The 15,097-nt window shown below is 64.2% G+C and carries 12 protein-coding genes; all 12 read right to left on the bottom strand.

Annotation, left to right across the window (positions count from 1 at the left end; genetic code table 11):
- Window positions 1–123: 123 nt before the first annotated feature.
- Window positions 124–3,399: a carbamoyl-phosphate synthase large subunit gene (gene carB, locus F9Z44_RS09860; protein WP_159605686.1), complete on the bottom strand. Its 3,276-nt coding sequence runs from the start codon at window positions 3,397–3,399 to the stop codon at window positions 124–126.
- A gap of 24 nt (window positions 3,400–3,423) precedes the next feature.
- Window positions 3,424–4,590, bottom strand: coding sequence for a glutamine-hydrolyzing carbamoyl-phosphate synthase small subunit (gene carA, locus F9Z44_RS09855; protein WP_159605684.1), 1,167 nt, complete (start codon window positions 4,588–4,590; stop codon window positions 3,424–3,426).
- 168 nt (window positions 4,591–4,758) lie between these two features.
- Window positions 4,759–5,538 (bottom strand): TrmH family RNA methyltransferase, encoded by a 780-nt coding sequence (locus F9Z44_RS09850; protein ID WP_159605682.1) that lies wholly within the window; start codon window positions 5,536–5,538, stop codon window positions 4,759–4,761.
- Window positions 5,535–6,182, bottom strand: a complete 648-nt coding sequence (gene rnhB / locus F9Z44_RS09845; protein WP_159605680.1) for a ribonuclease HII — start codon at window positions 6,180–6,182, stop codon at window positions 5,535–5,537. The genes F9Z44_RS09850 and rnhB overlap by 4 nt, the downstream gene beginning before the upstream one ends.
- Window positions 6,154–7,299, bottom strand: coding sequence for a lipid-A-disaccharide synthase (gene lpxB / locus F9Z44_RS09840; RefSeq protein WP_201450039.1), 1,146 nt, complete (start codon window positions 7,297–7,299; stop codon window positions 6,154–6,156). Before lpxB ends, rnhB begins: the two co-directional genes overlap by 29 nt.
- A gap of 7 nt (window positions 7,300–7,306) precedes the next feature.
- Entirely contained in the window at window positions 7,307–8,101 is a 795-nt protein-coding gene (lpxA, locus tag F9Z44_RS09835; protein ID WP_159605678.1) for an acyl-ACP--UDP-N-acetylglucosamine O-acyltransferase, read from the bottom strand.
- Between the two features lie 19 nt (window positions 8,102–8,120).
- Window positions 8,121–8,561, bottom strand: coding sequence for a 3-hydroxyacyl-ACP dehydratase FabZ (fabZ, locus tag F9Z44_RS09830; RefSeq protein WP_159605676.1), 441 nt, complete (start codon window positions 8,559–8,561; stop codon window positions 8,121–8,123).
- Complete coding sequence (gene lpxD, locus F9Z44_RS09825) at window positions 8,558–9,610, bottom strand: UDP-3-O-(3-hydroxymyristoyl)glucosamine N-acyltransferase (protein WP_159605674.1); 1,053 nt, start codon at window positions 9,608–9,610, stop codon at window positions 8,558–8,560. The genes fabZ and lpxD overlap by 4 nt, the downstream gene beginning before the upstream one ends.
- 16 nt (window positions 9,611–9,626) lie before the next feature.
- Entirely contained in the window at window positions 9,627–10,145 is a 519-nt protein-coding gene (locus F9Z44_RS09820; protein ID WP_159605672.1) for an OmpH family outer membrane protein, read from the bottom strand.
- Window positions 10,145–12,478 (bottom strand): outer membrane protein assembly factor BamA, encoded by a 2,334-nt coding sequence (gene bamA / locus F9Z44_RS09815; protein ID WP_159605670.1) that lies wholly within the window; start codon window positions 12,476–12,478, stop codon window positions 10,145–10,147. The genes F9Z44_RS09820 and bamA overlap by 1 nt, the downstream gene beginning before the upstream one ends.
- 12 nt (window positions 12,479–12,490) lie before the next feature.
- Complete coding sequence (gene rseP, locus F9Z44_RS09810; RefSeq protein ID WP_159605668.1) at window positions 12,491–13,855, bottom strand: RIP metalloprotease RseP; 1,365 nt, start codon at window positions 13,853–13,855, stop codon at window positions 12,491–12,493.
- A 56-nt stretch (window positions 13,856–13,911) separates the two neighbouring features.
- Window positions 13,912–15,096 carry a 1-deoxy-D-xylulose-5-phosphate reductoisomerase gene (gene ispC / locus F9Z44_RS09805; protein WP_159605666.1) on the bottom strand — a complete coding sequence of 395 codons (1,185 nt, stop codon included), beginning with the start codon at window positions 15,094–15,096 and terminating at the stop codon, window positions 13,912–13,914.
- Window position 15,097: the final 1 nt, after the last annotated feature.

The raw sequence follows: 15,097 nt of genomic DNA, 5'->3' as shown, positions 1-15,097 counted from the left end.
GGGATGCAGCCGTCTGTGCGTCTGCGTCAATACAAAAGGAAACCGCCGAGCGTTGCCGGTCGGCGGTGTACTGGAACCAATTATGCCCCGCTCGAGCCTGTGCTCAACCGGGATGAACCCGGATCAAGCTGTGAGCTGCGCGTGCATTTCCTGCACCGAGATGACGCCCAGGCTGTCCATGTATTTCATGCCTTCCACCGCCGCCTCAGCCCCTGCAATCGTGGTGAAGGTGGTCACCCGTGCCAACAGCGCCGAGGTGCGGATGGCGCGCGAATCGGTGATGGCGTTGCGGCGCTCTTCCACCGTGTTGATCACCAGCACGATGTCGCCGTTCTTGATGGCGTCCACGATGTGCGGGCGGCCTTCGGTGACCTTGTTCACCATCTGCACCGCCACACCTGCCGCGCTGATGGCAGCGGCCGTGCCGCGCGTGGCGACCAGCTCGAAGCCCATGTCCACCAGTTGGCGCGCAATCTCCACCGCGCGCGGCTTGTCACCGTTCTTCACGGTCAGGAACACCTTGCCGGTTGAACCGTTGGCGGCCTTGCCTGGCCGGGGCAGCTTGGTGCCGGCGCCCAGCTGGCTCTTGACGAAAGCCTCGCCAAAGGTCTTGCCCACGCCCATCACCTCACCGGTGGATTTCATCTCGGGACCAAGGATGGTGTCCACGCCGGGGAACTTCACAAACGGGAACACGGCCTCCTTGACGCTGAAGTACGGCGGCGTGACTTCGGCGCCGATGCCCTGGTCGTCCAGCGACTGACCGGCCATGCAGCGCGCCGCCACCTTGGCCAGCTGGATGCCGGTGGCCTTGGAAACGAAAGGCACGGTGCGCGAGGCGCGTGGGTTCACTTCGAGCACGAAGATCACGTCCTGACCGTCCACCTCTTGAATGGCGAACTGCACGTTCATCAGGCCGATCACGTTCAGGCCCTCGGCCATGGCCGCGGTCTGGCGCTTGAGCTCGTCCACCGTGGCCTTGGCCAAGTAGTACGGCGGCAGCGAACAGGCGGAGTCCCCGCTGTGCACGCCGGCCTGCTCGATGTGTTCCATCACGCCGCCAATGAACACTCGGCCCGTGGCGTCTCGGATCGCGTCCACATCGCACTCGATCGCGTCGTTAAGGAAGCGGTCGAGCAACACCGGCGAGTCGTGGCTGACCTTGACCGCTTCGCGCATGTAGCGCTCCAGGTCGCGCTGCTCGTGCACGATTTCCATCGCGCGGCCGCCCAGCACGTAGCTCGGGCGCACCACCAGCGGGTAACCCAGCGCGGCGGCCTTTTCAAGCGCCTCGGGCTCGGCACGCGCGGTGGCGTTGGGCGGCTGGCGCAGGCCCAGGGTGTGCAGCAGCTGCTGGAAGCGCTCGCGGTCTTCGGCCGCGTCGATCATGTCGGGACTGGTGCCGATGATGGGCACGCCCGCAGCTTCCAGGCCGAGCGCGAGCTTCAGCGGCGTCTGGCCGCCGTATTGAACGATCACGCCCAGCGGTTTTTCCTTGTCCACGATTTCCAGCACGTCTTCCAGCGTGAGCGGCTCGAAGTACAAACGGTCGCTGGTGTCGTAGTCGGTCGACACAGTCTCAGGGTTGCAGTTGACCATGATGGTCTCGTACCCGTCTTCGCGCATGGCAAGCGCGGCGTGCACGCAGCAGTAGTCGAACTCGATGCCCTGGCCGATGCGGTTGGGGCCACCGCCCAGCACCATGATCTTCTTGTTGGTCGTCGGCTCGGCTTCGCACTCACCGTCGCCGTTGCCTTCGTACGTGGAGTACAGGTAAGCGGTATCGGTGGCGAATTCGGCCGCGCAGGTGTCCACACGTTTGTAGACCGGGCGGATGTTCTCGGCGATGCGGCGCTCGCGCACGGACTGCTCGTTGGTTTTGAGCAGCTTCGCGAGCCGCCTGTCTGAGAAGCCTTTCTTCTTGAGGCCGCGCAGCGTGTCGGCGTCGATGGCTTCCAGGCTGGTCTTTTCCAGCGCGAGTTCGATCTTCACGATCTCTTCGATCTGCACCAGGAACCACGGATCGATCTTGGTGAACTGGTGCACCTCGTCCATGGTCCAGCCGGCGGCAAACGCGTCGCCCACATACCAGATGCGGTCGGGGCCGGGCTCGCCAAGCTCGCGCTCCAGCGTCTCGCGGTCCTGCGTCTTCTCGTTCATGCCGTCCACGCCCACTTCCAGGCCGCGCAGGGCCTTCTGGAACGACTCCTGGAAGGTGCGGCCCATGGCCATGACCTCGCCCACGCTCTTCATCTGCGTGGTCAGGCGGCTGTCGGCGGTGGGGAATTTTTCGAATGCAAAACGCGGGATCTTGGTGACCACGTAATCGATCGACGGTTCGAACGATGCCGGTGTGGCACCGCCGGTGATCTCGTTGCGCAGCTCATCCAGCGTGTAGCCGATGGCCAGCTTGGCCGCGACCTTGGCGATGGGGAAACCGGTGGCCTTGGAGGCGAGTGCGGACGAGCGCGACACGCGCGGGTTCATCTCGATCACCACCATGCGGCCGTCGGCTGGGTTGATCGAGAACTGCACGTTGGAGCCACCGGTGTCCACACCGATCTCGCGCAGCACGGCCAGGCTGGCGTTGCGCAGGATCTGGTATTCCTTGTCGGTCAGCGTCTGCGCAGGGGCCACGGTGATGGAGTCGCCGGTGTGCACGCCCATGGGGTCCAGGTTCTCGATCGAGCACACGATGATGCAGTTGTCCGCCTTGTCGCGCACCACTTCCATCTCGTACTCTTTCCAGCCGAGCAGCGACTCTTCGATCAGCAGCTCATTGGTGGGCGAGGCTTCCAGGCCACGCTTGCAGATCACTTCGAACTCTTCCGGGTTGTAGGCAATGCCACCGCCGGTGCCACCCAGCGTGAAGCTCGGGCGGATCACCACAGGGAAGCCGACGGTCTTCTGCACGCCCCAGGCCTCTTCCAGGCTGTGGGCGATGCCCGAGCGCGCCGAGCCCAGACCGATCTTGGTCATGGCGTCCTTGAACTTCAGGCGGTCTTCGGCCTTGTCGATGGCCTCGGGCGTGGCGCCGATCAGCTCCACGTCGTATTTGGCCAGCACACCGTGGCGCCAGAGGTCCAGCGCGCAGTTCAACGCGGTCTGGCCGCCCATGGTCGGCAGGATGGCGAAGCCGCCCTGGGCCAGCGGACGCTCCTTGGCGATGATCTTCTCCACCGTCTGCCAGGTGATCGGCTCGATGTAGGTGACGTCGGCCGTGGCCGGGTCGGTCATGATGGTCGCGGGGTTGCTGTTGATCAGCACGACCTTGTATCCCTCTTCGCGCAGGGCCTTGCAGGCCTGCACGCCGGAGTAGTCGAACTCACAGGCCTGGCCAATGATGATCGGGCCAGCGCCGATGATGAGGACGGTTTGGATGTCGGTTCTTTTGGGCATGGTTCGCGGTGGGTGTGCGCCGGCTCAGGCGGTGGCGGGCACGCGGGCCTGCATCAGGTCGATGAAACGGTCGAACAGGTAGCCGATGTCGTGCGGGCCGGGAGAAGCCTCGGGGTGGCCCTGGAAGCAGAACGCTGGCTTGTCGGTGCGGGCCAGGCCCTGCAGCGTGCCGTCGAACAGGCTCACGTGTGTGGCGCGCAGCGTGGCCGGCAGGCTCTTCTCGTCCACCGCAAAGCCGTGGTTCTGGCTGGTGATGGAGACGCGGCCGTTGTCCAGGTCTTTCACCGGGTGGTTGGCACCGTGGTGGCCAAATTTCATCTTGAAGGTCTTGGCCCCGCTGGCCAGCGCCAGTATTTGGTGGCCCAGGCAGATGCCGAACGTGGGCACGCCGGCTTCGATGATCTCGCGCGTGGCGGCGATCGCGTAGCCGCAAGGCTCCGGGTCGCCGGGGCCGTTGGAGAGGAACACGCCGTTGGGCTTGAGCTTGAACACGTCGGAGGCGGGCGTTTGCGCCGGCACCACGGTGATCTTGCAGCCGCGCTGCGCCAACATGCGCAGGATGTTGTACTTCACGCCGAAGTCGTAGGCGACCACATGGAAACGCGGTGCGATCTGTTCGCCGTAGCCGAAGCCGAGTTGCCACTCGGTCTGTGTCCAGGCGTAAGGCTCGGTGGCCGAGACCACCTTGGCCAGGTCTTGCCCGGCCATGTTGGGAGCGGCTTTGGCGGCAGCCACGGCCGCAGCGCGGTGCGCTTCGGTGATGACCTCGCCCGCGGGCAGGGCCACGATGCAGCCGTTCTGCGCGCCGTGGGTGCGCAGGCGACGGGTGAGCGCACGGGTGTCGAGGTCGGCAATGGCCACCGTGCCTTCGCGTTGCAGATAGTGCGAGAGCGTTTCGGTGCTGCGGAAGTTGGAGGCCAGCAGGGGCAGGTCTTTGATGATCAGGCCGGCGGCGTGGATGCGGCGGGCTTCGACGTCTTCGGCGTTGATGCCAGTGTTGCCGATGTGCGGATACGTGAGGGTCACGATCTGCTGGCAGTAACTCGGATCGGTGAGGATTTCCTGGTAGCCGGTGAGTGAGGTGTTGAACACGACCTCACCCGTGGTCTGACCGGTGGCGCCGATGGAGACGCCTGTAAAGACCGTGCCGTCGGCGAGCGCGAGAAGGGCTTTCGGATGGACGGGAAGCACGGATGGGACTCCAGAAGTGGGGCGAAACGCAGGCCACCGGCGGTTGGTGCCGCGCAGGCTTGGCACCCGCCCTGCCCCCACATCAGCTGAGGGGCCCGGACAGACTAAAACCTGGGGTGTGGAACCGGGGTGAGCGCGCGTCGCGCTGATTGCGGGTAAACCCCGGAATTATATGCTGCCGCCACGCTCCGTCGCGCTCGCATGCAGGCAGATGGCCGCCGCAGCCGCCACGTTGAGCGACTCCTCACCACCGGGCTGCGCAATGCGAACCGACTGCGCGGCCAGGGATTCCAACGCCGCACTCACGCCCTGCCCTTCATGTCCGAGCACCCAGGCACACGGCCAAGGCAGCGCCGCACGGTGCAGCAGATCGCCCTGATGGGAGCTGGTCACCAGCAACGGGACCTCCAACGCGGCGAGATCGCCCACCGACAGGCCTTCAACGAGTCGCAAGGCAAAGTGCGCGCCCATGCCGGCGCGCAACACCTTGGGCGACCAAAGCGCGGCCGTGCCCTTGAGCGCGAGCACCTGACCGAAGCCGAAGGCCGCCGCGCTGCGCAGGATCGAGCCCACGTTGCCGGCGTCCTGCAAGCAGTCCAGCACCACGGCGGGCTGCCCTGCCGCCAGACCCACGGCCTTGGGCAAGTCCCACACGAAGCCCACGCCGGCTGGTGATTCGAGCCCACTGATGGAGGCCATGAGGGCGCGCGGCACGGTCACGGTGCGATCGGACGCGTCGCGCAGGTCGTGCGGAGCTTGCACCCAGAAGTCGTCGGTGAAAACGGCCATGGCAGGCCTGTGGCCGCGCGCCAGCAGGGCACGGCAAAGGTGGTCGCCCTCAAGCCAGACCTGCCCCTGCTTGCGGTAGGCGGTGTTGTCCTGCGCCAGCACGCGCAGGCGCTTGAGCAACGGGTTGTCGCGCGAGGTGATGGGGCTGGGTGGATTCATGCGCTCGGCCCGTTCTCTGGGTTCATTCGGGCAAGCGCCCGCGCCACGGGTGCAAAGGACCGCCGGTGCATGGGCAAAGCTCCGTGTTCCTGCAGCGCCCGCATGTGCTCGGCCGTGCCGTAACCCTTGTGGCGGTCGAAGCCGTATTCGGGGTGCTGCAGGTGCAGTTCGCACAACAGCCGGTCGCGCGTGACCTTGGCCAGGATGGACGCGGCCGAAATACAGGGCACCAGCGCATCGCCCGACACGATGGCCTCGGCCAACACGTCCAGCGCGGGCAGGCGGTTGCCGTCCACCAGCACCTTGGTCGGCTTCAGGCGCAGGCCCTGCACCGCGCGGCGCATGGCCAGCATCGTGGCCTGCAGGATGTTGAGCTGGTCGATTTCCTCCACCGAGGCCTGTGCAATGCTGCAGCAGAGCGCCTTGGCGCGGATCTCGTCGTACAGGCGCTCACGGCGCAAGGCAGAGAGCTGCTTTGAATCGGCCAGTCCCTTGATGGGTGAGCGGTCGTCCAGGATCACAGCCGCGGCCACCACCGGACCGGCCAGCGGCCCACGACCGGCCTCGTCCACGCCTGCCACCAGACCGGGGACATCCCAGGCGAGGTGGGCCTGTTCAGCTCTCAAGAACTTTTTCGATCGCATCGGTGGCCAGTTGGGCGGTATCGCGCCGCAGGGTGTGGTGCAGCGCGGTGAAGCGCTGCTGCAGGGCAGCGATTCTCTCAGGCGCGTCGAGCCAGTCCAGCACGCCTTGAGCCAGCGCCCGAGGCGAAGCCGCCTCTTGCAGGAACTCCGGCACCACGAAGTCACCGCACAGGATGTTGGGCAAGCCCACCCAGGGTTGCAGTTGCTTGCGCCGCATGATCTGCCAGGACAACCAGTTCATGTTGTACGCAATCACCATGGGGCGCTTGAACAGCGCCGCCTCCAACGTGGCGGTGCCGCTGGCGATCAGGGTCACGTCGCAGGCGGCCAGCGCCGTGTGCGACTGGCCTGCGATCACCTGCAGTTCGCCGCCCAGGCCCGCGCTGCGGGCGGCCGCCTCGATGCGCTCGCGCAGCGCCGGCACGGCCGGCACCACGAACCGGGTGCCGGGTCGTTCGCTTCGCAGGCGCTTGGCGGCTTCAAAAAACACCTGGGCGAGATACTGCACTTCGGAGGCACGACTGCCTGGCAGGATGGCCACCACGGTGTCTTCGTCGCGCAGCCCCAGGGCCACCCTGGCGGCGGCCCGATCCGGCTCCAGCGGAATCACGTTGGCCAGCGGATGGCCCACGTAGGTCGCGGCAATGTCGTGCCGGGCGAGCAGGTCGGGTTCAAACGGAAAAATGCACAGCACGTGGTCGGCACTGCGCCGGATCTTCTCAACGCGCTCCGCGCGCCAGGCCCAAACGGACGGGCACACGAAATGCACGGTCCGCACGCCACTCGCCTTCAGGTTGGCTTCGAGGTGCAGGTTGAAGTCGGGGGCATCCACACCGATGAACACGTCGGGCCGGTCGGTGGTCAACAGGCGCTGCTGCAGTTGGGCGCGGATACCGACAATCTCGCGGTAGTGCCGCAGCACCTCGACATAGCCGCGCACCGCGAGCTTCTCGCTGGGCCACCAGGCTTCGAACCCTTGCGCCGCCATCTGCTGGCCGCCAATGCCGAAGGACTGGAGATCGGGCCAGCGCTGACGCACACCACCGAGCAGCAAGCCTGCGAGCAGATCGCCCGACGTCTCGCCCGCCACCAGGGCAAAACGTTTGGAGGGGTTCATGCCGAGTTCAGCGAACGATGCCGCGCTGGGGCGACACCTGCCCGAGGAAGTCCAACATCATGGCCACATCGGGCGCGGCTTCGGGCGTCTTCCCGGTCAGGGCGCGAATGCGTTCCACCGACTGATCCAGCTTGAGGTCTTCGCGGTAGAGCGCCTTGTGCATGGCCTTCACGGCCGAAATGCGCTCGGGCGAAAAGCCGCGGCGGCGCAGGCCTTCGAAGTTCATCGAGCGAGCCTGCGCGGGCTGGCCCTGGCACATCACGAACGGCGGCAAATCGGCAAAGAGCAGCGAACACATGGCCGTCATGGCGTGAGCGCCAACGCGCACGAACTGGTGCACCACCGTGAAGCCGCCGAGGATCACCCAATCGTCCACCACCACGTGGCCCGCCAGCTGCGAGTTGTTGGCGAAGATGGTGTGGTTGCCCACCACGCAGTCGTGCGCCAGGTGCACGTATGCCATGATCCAGTTGTCGTTGCCAACCTGGGTCACAGCACGGTCTCCGGGGGAGCCGATGTTGAAGGTGCAGAACTCACGCACGGTGTTGCGGTCGCCGATGACGAGTTCACAGGGCTCACCAGCGTACTTCTTGTCCTGCGGTACCGCACCCAGCGAGTTGAACTGGAAGATCCGGTTGTCTCGACCGATGGTGGTGTGGCCTTCGATCACGCAATGCGCGCCGATGGTGGTGCCCCCACCCACCTTCACATTCGGACCGATCACGGTATAGGGGCCGACCGCGACCGAGCTGTCGAGTTCTGCGGCCGGGTCCACCAGTGCGGTGGGGTGAATCAGAGACACGAGGCGCCCTCCCCCAGCGTCAGGCGATGGTGCGCATGGTGCACATCAGCTCGGCTTCACACGCCACCTGCTCGCCCACGCGGGTGATGCCTTTGAACTTGAAGATGCCGGCCTTCATGCGGTCCAGCGTCACGTCCATCACGAGCTGATCGCCGGGCTCCACCGGGCGCTTGAAACGCGCACCGTCGATACCGGCGAAGTAGTACACCGTCTTGTCGTCGGGCGTCACGCCCAGCGTGTCGAACGCCAGCAGGGCCGCGACTTGCGCCATGGCCTCCAGCATCAGCACACCCGGCATCACCGGGCGGTGCGGGAAGTGGCCCACGAAAAACGGCTCGTTGATGGTGACATTCTTGAGCGCCTTGATGCTCTTGCCTTTGTCGAGCTCCAGCACCCGGTCCACCAGCAGAAACGGGTAGCGGTGGGGCAGTTGTTTGAGAATCTGGTGAATGTCCATCATGGCTTTGTGTTGTTCTGGAGGGCTTGTTCGATCGCGTGTTCCGCCGCCTTGAGGCGTTCGCGGATGCGGTTGAGCTGCTTGAGGGATGCAGCATTTTTTTCCCAACTCGCATTGTCGTCGATGGGGAACATGCCGGTGTAGTGGCCTGGCTTAAGCAGCGAGCGCGTGACCACCGAAGCCGCCGACACATGCACACCTTCGGCCAGCGTCAGGTGGCCCAACACCACGGCACCGCCACCGATGGTGCAGCCCGCGCCGATGGTGGCGCTGCCAGCCACCCCCACACACCCGGCCATGGCTGTGTTCGCACCCACGCGCACGTTGTGGCCGATCTGGATCAGGTTGTCGAGCTTCACGCCGTCTTCGATGACGGTGTCGTCCAGCGCACCACGGTCAATACAAGTGTTGGCGCCAATCTCCACGTCGTTGCCGATCCGCACGGCGCCCAGTTGCTCGATCTTGATCCACTGGCCCTGGTGAGGAGCAAAGCCGAAGCCGTCTGCTCCGATCACCACACCCGAGTGCACCACACAACGCTCGCCCAGCATGCAGCGCTCTCCCACCGTCACGCGGGGGTGCAACAGCGTGTTCGCACCGACCTGCACGTGCTCGCCGAGTACGCAGTGCGCCCCGATGCGGGCGCCTGGGCCAATCCGAACGCCCGCAGCAATGAACGCAAACGCGCCAATATCGACGCCCGGTGCCAGCTCGGCCGTGGGATGCACCGCTGCTGTCTGATGAACACCAGTCAGTGCTGCGGACGCATGCTCGCGTTTCCACCACTGGGTGAGGCGCGCGAAATACAGGTAAGGATCGTCGGTGACGATGCACGCACCGCGCTCACTGGCGGCGCTGCGCAGCACTGGCGACACAATCAGGCACGCGGCGCGGGTGGTGGCTATTTGCGGGGCATAGCGAACATGTGAAACAAACGCCAGCGCGTCGGACTCGGCCGTGGCCAAAGGGGCCAGTCGACGAATGACCAAGTCGGATGCGCCGACGAGTTCACCACCGAGGGCTTCGACAATGGAGCCCAGTGGTTTCGACACTCCCGGATCCCGCGGCTTACTTGCTGCCGTTCAAGCCGCTGAGCACCTTGTCGGTGATGTCGTGCTTGGGGTTGATGTAGACCGCTTCCTGGATGACCAGGTCAAACTTTTCTGCCTCAGCCACCTGCTTGATGATGCGGTTGGCGCGTTCCAGAACGCTTTGCAGTTCTTCGTTCTTGCGCATGTTCAGGTCTTCCTGAAACTCGCGTTGTTTGCGCTGGAAGTCGCGATCCTGCTCAACGAGTTGACGTTGACGCGTGGTGCGTTGGCCCTCGGGCAGCGTGGGAGCTTCGCGCTCGAACTTTTCTGACGCCGTCTTGAGCTGGGCCGCCAGCGCCTGCACTTCCTTTTCGCGGCGGGAGAACTCCTGCTCGAGTTTGGTCTGGGCGGCTTTGGCCGAGTTGGAGTCGCGCAGGATGCGCTCCAGATTCACGAAGCCGATGCGCAGGTCTTGCGCGGCAACGCCAAGCGTTGCAAGCCCCAAGGCCACGGCAACGAGCGTCTTGCGATTGAACAGGCTGGAAAGTGTCTTCATCAAAAGGAGGTTCCGATCTGAAACTGGAATTTCTGGATTTTATCGCCGGTGAATTTCCGGATGGGATTGGCAATGGCGAATCTGAGCGGGCCGACAGGCGAGATCCAGCTCAAGCCCACACCCACGGAGGCGCGCAAGTCTTTCGCATTGGCACGGGTATCGTTTTCGCCAAAAACGTTGCCCACGTCGACGAAGCCGAACATGCGCAGGCTGCGGTCGTTGCCGGCACCGGGGAATGGGGTGATGAACTCGGCATTGAGGGCGATGCTGCGATTGCCACCGATGTTGATGCCCTCGCCCGTCAAGGAACCTGTGACTGGTGAACTCGGGCCGAGTGTGCCTTGCTCAAAACCGCGAACCGAGCCCAGTCCGCCGCCAAAGAAGTTCTTGAACACCGGGTAAGGGCGCCCACCCAGTCCTTTACCGAAGCCCAATTCGCTGTTCAGCGCCAGGGTGTACTGCTTGCTCAACGGGAAGTACTGCTGGAACTGGTAGTTCACCTTGACATAGCGGGCATCTCCCGCCACACCAAGTTCGGTGTTGAAACGCTGCAGGCGGCCACGGGTGGGCACCAGGGCACTGTCCCGGGTATCGCGAGACCAGCCAACCGTCAACGGCACGGTGTTGCTGGTCTCTCCGAAATCCCTGGCGTAGTCGCGATAGGCGTCTGGCAGAAAAATTCCGGATTCAATCGTTGTCTGCTCGACGCCCGCACCGAAAAACACCGTATCGGCTTCAGTGAACGGAACGCCGAACTTGAGCGACAGGCCCTTGGTGATCAACCGGTAGTCACCCGTTTCGGTGGTGGCCTGGGTGTCGTAGGGGCGTGTGGTACGGTAGTAAGCGTCGATGCTGCGAGAGATGCCGTCGGGCGTGAAGTACGGGTCCACCGTGCTGACCACCAATTGGCGGTTGAACTTGCTGGTGTTGATGTCGATGCCGAGGTAGTTGCCCGAACCGAACACGTTTTCCTGGCGAATACCCGCAATGATCGACAGTTCCTCAGCCTGCGAATAACCCGCGCCCAGCGACAGGTTGCCGGTGGGCTTCTCCACCACCGAAATGGTGAGGTCGACCTGGTCAGGGGAACCCGGCACCGGCTGGGTGTCGATACCGACCTCGGTGAAAAAGCCCAGGCGGTCCACCCGGTCGCGAGACAAGCGAATGCGATCACTGTCATACCAGGCCGATTCGAGCTGGCGGAACTCGCGGCGGACGACTTCATCGCGCGTGCGGTTGTTGCCTTCGACGTTGATGCGGCGCACATACACACGCCGGGCAGGCTGACCGCGCACCACGAACGAAACGCGCTTGTTGACGCGGTCGATTTCGGGCGTGGCTTCCACCTGTGCGAACGCGTAGCCGAAGGCGCCAAAGTAATCGGTGAAGGCCTTCACGGTACTGGTGACGTCTTCTGAGTTGTAAGCCTCACCAGCGCGCAAGGTCACCAGGGACTTGAACTCTTCTTCCTTGCCCAGGTACTCGCCCTCCAGCGTCACCGACGACACCACGTAGCGATTGCCTTCGGTGATGTTCAGCGTGATCGACATTTCCTGCTTGTCGGGCGAAATGGCGACCTGGGTGGAGTCGATGCGGAACTCGAGGTAACCGCGGGTGAGGTAATACGAGCGCAGCGTTTCGATGTCGGCGTTGAGCTTGGCGCGCGAGTACCGGTCGGACTTGGTGTACCAGCTCAGCCAGCCACCGGTGTCGAGGTCGAACAGATTGCGCAAGGTGGATTCGGAAAAGGCCTGGTTGCCCACGATCCGGATGTCCTTGATCTTGGCTACATCACCCTCTACCACGCTGAAATTGAGGTTGACCCGATTGCGCTCACCCGGCGTCACGGTGGTCACCACCTGGGCGGCGTACATGCTTTTGCTGATGTACTGGCGCTTGAGTTCCTGCTCGGCACGATCGGCCAGTGCCTTGTCGAACGGGCGGCCTTCGGTCAGACCAACGTCGCGCAATGCCTTGGTCAGCACCTCGTTGTCGAATTCCTTGATACCGGAGAAACTCACATCGGCCACCGTTGGCCGCTCCTCCACGATCACAACCAACACGTCGCCATTGATCTGCAGGCGGATGTCGCTGAACAGACCCAGCCCAAACAACGAACGGATCGCTGTGGAGCCTTTGTCGTCGCTGTACTGATCACCGATGCGAAACGGCAGCGATGCGAACACCGTGCCGGGTTCAACCCGCTGCAAGCCTTCCACGCGGATGTCACGCAAAGTGAAGGGATCGGCGGCCCATGCAGGCAAGGCACTCAGCAAGGCGGCCGCGAGCGCTGAGAGGGTCAGGCCACGCAGACCGTTTTTGTTTTTTGTCATGAGGAAAAGTGTTCAGCCAGCCAAGCGGGCCACATCATTGAACAAGGCAACGGACATGAGCGCCATGAGAACCACGACACCACCACGCTGCAGGCGCTCCATCCAAACGTCAGACACGCTGCGACCGGTCACACCCTCCCAAAGATAATACATCAGGTGCCCCCCGTCCAAGACCGGCAGCGGCAGCAGATTCAGGACTCCCAGACTCACGCTGATGAGGGCCAGAAACAGGATGTAAGAGGTGATGCCCAGGCTGGCCGACTTGCCCGCGTAGTCGGCGATGGTCAGTGGACCGCTGAGGTTCTTGACCGACGCTTCGCCGATCAACATGCGCCCCATCATCTTCAGCGTGAGCCACGACACCTCCCAGGTGCGCACAACACCGTTGAGCAAACCATCCAAAGGCCCGTGGCGCACCGTCATCATCTCGGGCGCCGCGCCGATGTAGGCGCCAATGCGCCCCACCCACACGTCGCCCTGCAACTCGGGGAGCGGCTTGACCTTCAATTGGGTGGCCCGCCCGTTGCGCTCCACGATCCACTGCTGTTCGCGGGCCTCACCGGCAGCGCCAGTGGAAGCACGAATCAACGCCCGCAGGCTCTGGCCATCGGCCACCGAAGCGCCATCCACACTGCGGACGGTGTCGCCAGCCCTTAACCCGGCGGCGGCAGCAGCGCCCCCCTCCATCACCTCACCCACCACGGGCTGCGTCCAGGGTCCGGTGATGCCGATCTTCTGAAACAGGCTGGCATCGGCCTCGCGCACATCGAGTTGGGCCAAGGGCAGCAGAACCGAGCGAGGCGAACCTCCCTCCTGGTTGCTGACCCTCAGGGTGATGGCCTCACCGGACAGCGCCGCCTGGGTGAGGCGCCAGCGCAGATCTTCGAAAGAACCCACATCGGTGAGGCTGTCTTCATCGGCTCCGGCCTGAGACACCCATTCGCCACCGCGCAATCCGGCCCCCGCGGCCAGCGAGCCGACCGTCGGACTTGCGAGCACCGGCTTGGGTTCTTCGACACCACTCCAGTTCACCACGGTGTACAGCATCACCGCCAACAACAGGTTGGCCGCGGGGCCTGCGGCCACGATGGCTGCGCGCGAGCGCAGGGGCTGGGTATTGAAGGCCAGGTGGCGCTCAGTCGCATCGACCGGCGCCTCGCGCTCGTCCAGCATGCGCACATACCCGCCCAGCGGCAACGCACACAGCACGAACTCGGTCGGGCTGCCTTTTTTGTGCCAGGTCAGCAAGGGTTTGCCGAAACCGACCGAGAAACGCAGCACCTTCACACCGCAGGCCACCGCAATGCGGTAATGACCATACTCATGCACCGCAATCAGAACGCCGAGAGCGACCACAAAGGCAACAAGTGTGAGCATGGAGTTCGCGCCGTGAAGTTGAAAACGTGTGCTTCAGCGCCCGTGCGCCGCCAGGATCAGCGCGCCAGGCGTTCGACCTGGGTTTGTGCCAGATGCCGCGCTTGCTGGTCGATGGCCAGCAAATCGGACAGGTCGCCAGGCTTGGAGGGCACCAGCGCCTGCAAAGTTGCATCGTTGACGGCGTGAATCTGGTCAAACCGCAGCCGCTGATCAAGGAATGCAGCCACAGCGACCTCGTTGGCCGCGTTGAGCACCGCAGTTGTCCCGACCGGTCCGTTGAGGGAATTCCAGGCCAGCCGGAGCCCCGGGAAACGCTGGTCGTCGGGCTTCTCGAACGTCAGTGCCCCCAGGGAACTGAAGTCCAGCGCCGCGGCACCCGATGCCATGCGCTCGGGCCAGGCCAGGCCGTAAGCGATCGGAACCCGCATGTCAGGGGTGCCCAGCTGCGCGACGACCGAGCCGTCGTTGTACTGCACCATTGAATGGATCACGCTCTGGGGGTGGATCACCACCTCGATCTGCGCCGGCGCCACCCCAAAGAGATAGCAGGCCTCGATCACTTCGAGCGCCTTGTTCATCATGGTGGCCGAGTCAACCGATATCTTGCGCCCCATCACCCAGTTGGGGTGCGCGCAGGCTTCATTGGGGGTCACTTGCCCGAGTGTCTTGGGGTCTCGCGTGCGAAACGGTCCACCCGATGCCGTCAATACGATCTTCTCCACGCGGCGTGACCACGAAGCCGGATCTTCAGGCAACGACTGGAACACGGCGGAGTGCTCGCTGTCGATGGGCAGCAGCGTGGCGCCACCATCGCGCACCGCCTGCATGAACAGCGCGCCACCTACCACCAGGGCTTCCTTGTTGGCCAACAGCAGTTTTTTGCCCGCGCGCGCGGCTGCCAGGCTGGGTGCCAGGCCGGCTGCGCCCACGATGGCAGCCATGACCGCGTCAACCTCGACATCGGTGCAAACGTCGCTCAATGCCTGCGCGCCCGAGAGCACCTGCACGGTCAAGCCCAGCTCGCGCACGCGTTCGTCCAGTTGCTTCGCGTGCGACGGACTCACCATCACGGCGTAACGCGGCGCGAACTGCTGGCATTGCGCAAGCATCAGATCGACTTGCGTAGAAGCCGTTAGGGCAAACACACGGTAGCGGTCCGGATGGCGAGCCAACACGTCGAGCGTGCTTTTGCCGATGGAGCCGGTGGATCCGAGGATGGTGATGGACTGCGTGACGTTCATG

This window comes from Hydrogenophaga sp. PBL-H3, assembly GCF_010104355.1.
Classification (GTDB): Bacteria; Pseudomonadota; Gammaproteobacteria; order Burkholderiales; family Burkholderiaceae_C; genus Hydrogenophaga.
Note: the sequence above shows the minus strand (reverse complement) of the source record. Positions and strands in the feature narration are given on the sequence as shown.

Bases quoted from the DNA above. Each gene is read 5' to 3' on its own strand.
- carB (WP_159605686.1), bottom strand. From the start codon at position 3,399: ATGCCCAAAAGAACCGACATCCAAACCGTCCTCATCATCGGCGCTGGC.
- F9Z44_RS09850 (WP_159605682.1), bottom strand. From the start codon at position 5,538: ATGAATCCACCCAGCCCCATCACCTCGCGCGACAACCCGTTGCTCAAG.
- rnhB (WP_159605680.1), bottom strand. From the start codon at position 6,182: ATGCGATCGAAAAAGTTCTTGAGAGCTGAACAGGCCCACCTCGCCTGG.
- lpxB (WP_201450039.1), bottom strand. From the start codon at position 7,299: ATGAACCCCTCCAAACGTTTTGCCCTGGTGGCGGGCGAGACGTCGGGC.
- fabZ (WP_159605676.1), bottom strand. From the start codon at position 8,561: ATGATGGACATTCACCAGATTCTCAAACAACTGCCCCACCGCTACCCG.
- F9Z44_RS09820 (WP_159605672.1), bottom strand. From the start codon at position 10,145: ATGAAGACACTTTCCAGCCTGTTCAATCGCAAGACGCTCGTTGCCGTG.
- bamA (WP_159605670.1), bottom strand. From the start codon at position 12,478: ATGACAAAAAACAAAAACGGTCTGCGTGGCCTGACCCTCTCAGCGCTC.
- rseP (WP_159605668.1), bottom strand. From the start codon at position 13,855: ATGCTCACACTTGTTGCCTTTGTGGTCGCTCTCGGCGTTCTGATTGCG.
- ispC (WP_159605666.1), bottom strand. From the start codon at position 15,096: ATGAACGTCACGCAGTCCATCACCATCCTCGGATCCACCGGCTCCATC.